Here is a 6,486-nt window from a genome sequence, read left to right as displayed (position 1 = left end):
AAAGCTGGGATATTAAAAGAAGATGGACAAGTCATTCATCCAGTTACAGGAACTCCTCAAGGTGGCATAATAAGTCCCATTCTAGCAAATATCTATCTACACTACGTATTAGATATCTGGTTTATAGGAAAAGTTAAGAAAGAATGTGCAGGTGAAGCCCATCTATGTCGTTACGCTGATGACTTTGTTTGTGCTTTTAGGTACAAAAGAGATGCAGAACGATTTTATCACATGTTACAAAAGAGGCTAAATAAATTTGGTCTAGCACTTTCATTGGAAAAGACAAATATAATCAGTTTCTCTAGATTCCGTAAATATGAAAATAATAGCTTTGAATTTCTAGGGTTCGAGATGCGTTGGGGAACTTCAAGGAAAGGTAAGGACATAATTAAAAGGAGAACTTCACGCAAGAAACTAAGAAAATCACTTAAGAATTTTACTAAGTGGTGCAAAGAAAATAGGAATAAGCGACTCAGAAGTTTGTTTAGTGATTTGAATGCAAAACTAAGAGGATATTATAATTACTATGGGATAATAGGGAACTATGAAAGTCTTAATCAATTTTATAGAATAACAAAAAGAATACTATATAAGTGGTTAAATCGAAGAAGTCAAAGACGTAGCTTTAACTGGCAGGAATTTGATAAAGTATTAGAAAGGTATAGAATATTAAAACCGAGGATAATGGAGATAAACCAGTTAGAATTTGAGTTTAGTTAATGCTTGACTACGGAAGCGAATATTTACTGAAGAGCCCAGTGCGATAATCTCGCACGCTGGGATCTGTGCGGGGGATGTTGGGTAACTAACATTCCTACCGTGACTCTGAAATAGCCGCCTTGTGGGTTTAATACATAAACAGAAATATAAAAGCAAAAAAAGAACTTCCCAGCAGATTAATGCTTAGAAGTTCTATCATAAACTGTTTTTCCTGTCTCAAGAATTTCATATACAAAAGTGGTTGGATCAGAAGTATTTAATTTATCAGATGAATATGGGATAGCTTCAATTGATGAATCTACTTCCCATGCGATTTTTGAAAGTAATTGTAATTCTTTAAGTTTATTTTTTCCGAAGTCAGGTGAAAAAATGGCTAAATCAATATCACTATATTCGTGAGGATTACCATTTGCCCATGAACCATATAAGATTGCTTTATTTATGGTGACATTTTGCTCTAGAGTTTCAATATATTCATCAATTTTCTTATTTATTTTAGCTTTATTTTTAGCCATTTGAATAACCTCCTTGTGTTTTTAAGTAAAGTAGAACAATAGTCATAATCTAGTTCTTTCATTATTTCTAATTCTTGATCAGGATACCTAGTAATGATATTTAAAGGATTTAATTCATTTAAAATGTCTAAAAGGTCTTTTGGTATATCTTCATCTAGATTTGTTAACTTTAATAATCTTGCTAGATTATGAATTTTTGGAGGAACTTTATTAAATTTGTCTGTATAAATACCTTTAAGTATTTTTTCAATAGCTTGGTGACACATGAATCCGACATAAAGATATCGCTTTGAATTTAACATTGATTCTGCAGTTTCTAAATCATATTCTGAAATTTGAAGCCAATAATTTTTTTGATTAGTCAATTGAATTCCCTCCTAGTAAGGAGATTATGACATAATACTTTTTATTAATTTTATTATAACATAAATTTTAGCTAAAGTGAACTAAGATTCCAATATTTGTAACAATGGAAGAATATTGACTATTTTTAGATAAGAAGGTGTTGAATTTTTAATGAAAAAGTGGGGGGAGGCGGCTACTTCAGATAACATGCCATTTACGACACTAAGTCTGTGTATAATAGCAGTCTTAGTAATAACTTACGTAAGACTGTTCGGGTTATACAATTGTAAGTGCTGTGATAAATTGAAGTCGGATGAGATTTGATGATGCGTCGTAAATACCAGGAACGTTATATGAAAGTGCGACCAGCCGTTGAAATAATAGGGATAAGCTGTGTTCTGGGCTGCTTAAGTCGAGAGACTTTTGAGCCATTCATTCTATTTGGAATGACTCTATCTTCCGGTGCATTTCTGGTAACGGATTTGTGCTAAGCGGGAGAGACAATGTGGAATATCTTACTAACCCTAAAATGAGTGCCTGCTAGAGTAAATATACCGTAAAGGCTAACACATGTGAATTACTGAAAGCTTCGTCAAACGTGAGCAGTGAAACGGGGTTGATACACTGTAACCAAAAGGTAGGAGATTAGGTTAAGTAAGTTTTCGTATTGCTTGACAAATAGACTAAAATCTTCGGAGTAAAGGTAGAGCCTAAGGCGGTGTGAATTGGCTAGATTACAGAACTGGGAAAACCCAATAGGTTCCTGGAAACAGGTAGGTCAATTATGTTTCGTGACACAATATCTAGAGGGCATGGGAGACTGGAAAAAGCGAAGGTCATCTTGTAAAAAGATGAATAAGGGTTCAAAATTTGCCCTACTTTGAAAGGAGGCTGACTTCCAGAGAAGGTTACCTAAGGCAGGAAAGGATTGAAACTTTATGAATATGGCAAGCCAAATAACTCAATATGAGTGGACGACCATAGACCACACAGAAGCTAGTCGAACCTGGGAAACAATAATCTGGGGATTAGTAAAAAGGAAGGTTAATAAACTTCAATCGCGAATTGCCAAAGCAATAAAGAAAGGTAAAGATAATTTAGCAAAGAAATTACAATATTTACTAACAAATTCATACTTCGCAAAATTACTGGCAGTAAGAAAAATAACGACAAATAAGGGAAAGAAAACGCCGGGGGTAGACGGTAAAATATGGTCTACTCCGGCTGCGAAATACAAAAGTGCCTTGAAACTAACCAATGAAAGATACAGAGCAAAACCGCTGAGAAGAATATATATAGATAAGACCCCAGATATGAAAAGACCGCTGGGGATACCAACAATGTACGATAGAGCAATGCAGGCTCTATATGCTCTTGCTTTAGACCCTATAGCAGAAACTAAAGCAGACAGAATATCATTTGGCTTCAGGAAATACAGAAGTTGTGATGATGCTAAAGAATATCTCTTTAAGCTACTGGGCAGAAAAGTGTCAGCTCAGTGGGTATTAGAAGCTGATATAAAAGGCTGTTTTGATAATATAAGCCACAAATGGTTAAAAGAAAATATTCCAATGGAAAAGAAAATACTGAACCAATTTCTGAAATCAGGCTACATTCAGGAACAACAGCTATTCCCGACCAAAGAAGGAACTCCCCAAGGGGGGAATAATATCTCCAATTTTAGCTAATATGACGCTAGATGGAATGGTAAGACTGCTAAAGAAAAATTACTGGACAAACCCAAATGGAACGATAAATAGAAGACATAACAATGATAAAGTAAATCTAGTAAGGTATGCAGATGATATTACAGTTACCGCAAGAAGCAAAGAAGTTTTAGAAGAGATAAAAGAATTAATCGAGGACTTCTTAAATGAACGAGGTCTAGAACTCTCCAGAAGAAAAACGCAAATAACACATATTAGTCAGGGATTTAATTTCTTAGGTTGGAACTTTAGAAAATACAGTGGGAAACTGTTAATAAAACCTGCCAAAGAAGCTTATCACTCGATAATAAATAGAATCAGAGAATTAATCAAAAAGAACAACACAGAAAATCAAGATACATTGATTAAAATATTGAATCCAGTAATTAGAGGGTGGTGTAATTATCACAGCAGTGCCTGTTCTAAAGCAAGTTATCAAAAACTAGATCGGGATATTTTTCAAGCATTGTGGAGTTGGGCTAAAAGAAGACATCCCAAACGAGCAAAGCAGTGGATAAAAGATAGATATTGGCAAACTAGTAATACTCGTGGTTGGATATTTGCAACAGAAGACGAAAGATTAATATTTGCAAGTGACACGAAAATTACAAGGCATAGATTAATAAAGTTTGCCGCTAACCCTTATTTGCAGGAGTATGAAGATTATTATCGTAATAGAAGACTTAAGCTAAATTAACGATTTAATTTATTGCTGCCAATCCAGAGGTTGGTGTTGGGTAGCTTGAGCCGTATGAGTTGAAAGGCTCAAGTACGGTTCTGATGGGGGAAAGGAACCGAAAGGTTCCCGACCTACCAGACTTTTGCTTATAGAAGATAGAGCTTTTAATCTGAATTTTAAATTATAAATATTTTATCTTTTTGATTTGTAGCTGAAATTTAGGTTATTAGTTAGTAGACTTTTTAAAGGATAAAAATGTAATTCTCTACTTATAAACTGTAATTACCTGATTTTATTAGTAAAATAACACTTGTGTCAGTTTGAATTTTGAATATTTCAGTTTGCAGTTTATCACTAAAATAAAAAACTTCTTGATATATACTACCAAGAAGTTATAAAGAAGTAGTATTCTTTTTTAACCAATTTGTCAGTTCATCTTTTGAAAGTTCACCAGAAGATAATGCAATTATTATTTTATATGTCTCTTTTTCTGAAGCGGTTATTTCGTGACCATTTTTTTGAAGGAATACATCCATAGCAACAAGCGCTATTCTTTTGTTACCATCTACAAATGGATGGTTTTTGCATAAATGAAATCCATATGCTGCTGCCATTTTAAAAATATTATTATGTAAATAAGAATCATTAAAAGTAGTTTTAGGTTGTTCAAGTGCTGATTCTAACAGTTGTTCATCTCTTATTCCAAGACTACCGCCATAGAGTTGAATGAGCTGTTCGTGAAAATGTAGAATTGCATCTTTAGGAAGGAAATTTATATTTTTCATTCTGATAGTGCCTTTAGTGTGTTTTTATATTTTTTATTTGTCCTTTTGAAACTTTCAGTCCATTCTTCAAATTCAGGATCATAAGGGGTTAGAGTAAATCCTTCATTTTGTTCAATGACATGAAGTTCTTCCCCTTCTTTTAAGTTGTATTTTTCCATGAGTTCTTTGGGAATAGTAAAGCCATAACTATTTCCAACTTTTCTTAGTTTTATTGTTTTCATAAGTATCACCTCAATTATATTATAACATTTGTATTACATAATATGCAACAAAAATAATAATTAAAAAGGATTAATTAGAGATTACTTGACTTAGTTGAAAATAAAGAGAAAGCAAAACGTCATATAACATGCCATTTACGACACTAGATATAGTGCATAATAGTGATCTTGGTAATGACTTATGCAAGATTAGTTTGGTATATAATTGTAATTGCTATGCTAAATTGAAATTGGACGAGTTTTATTGAGCGTCGTAAACACCAGGGACGTTATCTGACATAGCATCTAAAACTATTTTACTCTTTAATTTATTTTCAATAATGTATTTTTTGAAAATAATTGACCATTATAACAATATGTATTATAATAATATATATAAGTTGAAAATAAAATTGAGGAGATGATTTTAATATGAAACCATTTGTGCCAGTTGAATTACCAATAGACGATTACATAAATCCTTTAGAATTTTATGATGAGTTGATTTCTGCTAATACTAATGTTGGGAAGTATGAGGTAATGTTGAAAAAGTCAAAAATAAATAAAGATTTTCTTATTACTCCACTGAGTTTACAAGAGGCAGTTCAATCAACTAAAATAGAGGGGACACAGATTACTTTTGATGAAGTTTTAGAATTTGATATTGATAAAAAAGAAAAAAATGATGATGCTCAAGAAGTATTAAATTACTATGAAGCTTTGCAGTATGGCAAGCGGGCTTTATCTAGATTACCTATTTCAACAAGAATGTTTAAAGAACTTCATCAAATATTATTAAGTGGTGGTGTAAGAGGTGAAAGTAGAGCACCAGGTGAATATCGGTCAATACAAAACTTTATAGGTCCAGAAGGTTGCACAATGAAAACAGCAACCTTTGTACCACCAGAACCACAGTTAGTAGATGATTGTATGTCTAATTTAGAAAAATATATAAATGAACCTAATGATGATTTACATCCTTTGGTTAGAATTGCAATTATCCATGCTCAATTTGAAACTATTCACCCATTTTTAGATGGGAATGGTCGAATAGGGCGTATTTTGATTCCACTGTATTTATATGATGTTAGTTTGATTGATTTTCCTAATTTATTTATAAGTGAAACGTTAGAAAAAGATAAGTATAAATATTATAGATTACTTAATGGAACTAGAAAGAAAGAAAATTGGGATGAGTGGATAAAGTTTTTCTTGGAAAGTATAAATAAACAAGCATTAAAAAATATTAACAATATTGAAGAAATTGATAAGCTTTATGAAAAAGACTTAGAGAAGACAATGGATTTAATTAATAGTACTAATGTAGTCGATCTTATTAAGAGTATGTTTCAAAGACCTATTTTTAATGTAAAAATGATTAGTTCATTAGCAGGAATTCCTGACTCTACATGCAGAAGATATTTATCTATTTTGGAAGAAGAGCAGATTATATACTCTGATAATAAAATGAGAAATAGAAAATATTATTATTATAATTTACTTGATTTATTACGTTAGAAGTCAAGGTCAAAACGA

At 32.2% G+C, this 6,486-nt stretch carries 8 protein-coding genes; 4 read left to right on the top strand and 4 right to left on the bottom strand.

Annotated features, from left to right (window positions below):
- Positions 1 to 720 (top strand): reverse transcriptase domain-containing protein (locus tag BM077_RS05685; RefSeq protein WP_255364342.1); only part of this gene is annotated, 720 nt, incomplete at its 5' end.
- Between the two features lie 176 nt (positions 721 to 896).
- Here the strand turns inward: BM077_RS05685 and BM077_RS05680 are convergent.
- A complete protein-coding gene (locus BM077_RS05680; RefSeq protein WP_089748847.1) occupies positions 897 to 1,235 on the bottom strand; it encodes a nucleotidyltransferase domain-containing protein in 339 nt (112 codons plus the stop codon).
- Entirely contained in the window at positions 1,211 to 1,600 is a 390-nt protein-coding gene (locus BM077_RS05675; protein ID WP_255361577.1) for a HEPN domain-containing protein, read from the bottom strand. The genes BM077_RS05680 and BM077_RS05675 overlap by 25 nt, the downstream gene beginning before the upstream one ends.
- Before the next feature lie 918 nt (positions 1,601 to 2,518).
- Here BM077_RS05675 and BM077_RS13995 point away from each other — a divergent pair.
- A complete protein-coding gene (locus BM077_RS13995) occupies positions 2,519 to 3,268 on the top strand; it encodes a reverse transcriptase N-terminal domain-containing protein (RefSeq protein WP_255361576.1) in 750 nt (249 codons plus the stop codon).
- A gap of 16 nt (positions 3,269 to 3,284) precedes the next feature.
- Positions 3,285 to 3,983, top strand: coding sequence for a group II intron maturase-specific domain-containing protein (locus tag BM077_RS13990; RefSeq protein ID WP_445082262.1), 699 nt, complete (start codon positions 3,285 to 3,287; stop codon positions 3,981 to 3,983).
- 374 nt (positions 3,984 to 4,357) lie between these two features.
- Here the strand turns inward: BM077_RS13990 and BM077_RS05665 are convergent, their stop codons facing one another.
- Together BM077_RS05665 and BM077_RS05660 are read right to left on the bottom strand one after the other, a co-directional pair.
- Positions 4,358 to 4,750 (bottom strand): type II toxin-antitoxin system death-on-curing family toxin, encoded by a 393-nt coding sequence (locus tag BM077_RS05665; RefSeq protein WP_089748846.1) that lies wholly within the window; start codon positions 4,748 to 4,750, stop codon positions 4,358 to 4,360.
- Positions 4,747 to 4,971, bottom strand: coding sequence for an AbrB/MazE/SpoVT family DNA-binding domain-containing protein (locus BM077_RS05660; RefSeq protein WP_089748845.1), 225 nt, complete (start codon positions 4,969 to 4,971; stop codon positions 4,747 to 4,749). Before BM077_RS05660 ends, BM077_RS05665 begins: the two co-directional genes overlap by 4 nt.
- A 411-nt stretch (positions 4,972 to 5,382) precedes the next feature.
- Here BM077_RS05660 and BM077_RS05655 point away from each other — a divergent pair, with 411 nt between their 5' ends.
- Positions 5,383 to 6,468, top strand: a complete 1,086-nt coding sequence (locus tag BM077_RS05655; RefSeq protein WP_089748844.1) for a Fic family protein — start codon at positions 5,383 to 5,385, stop codon at positions 6,466 to 6,468.
- The last annotated feature ends 18 nt before the right edge of the window (positions 6,469 to 6,486 follow it).

This window comes from Candidatus Frackibacter sp. WG13 (assembly GCF_900114655.1).
Taxonomy (GTDB): domain Bacteria; phylum Bacillota; class Halanaerobiia; order Halobacteroidales; family Acetohalobiaceae; genus Frackibacter.
The sequence above is the reverse complement of the archived record's forward strand: the minus strand, read 5'-3'. Positions and strand labels throughout refer to the sequence as shown.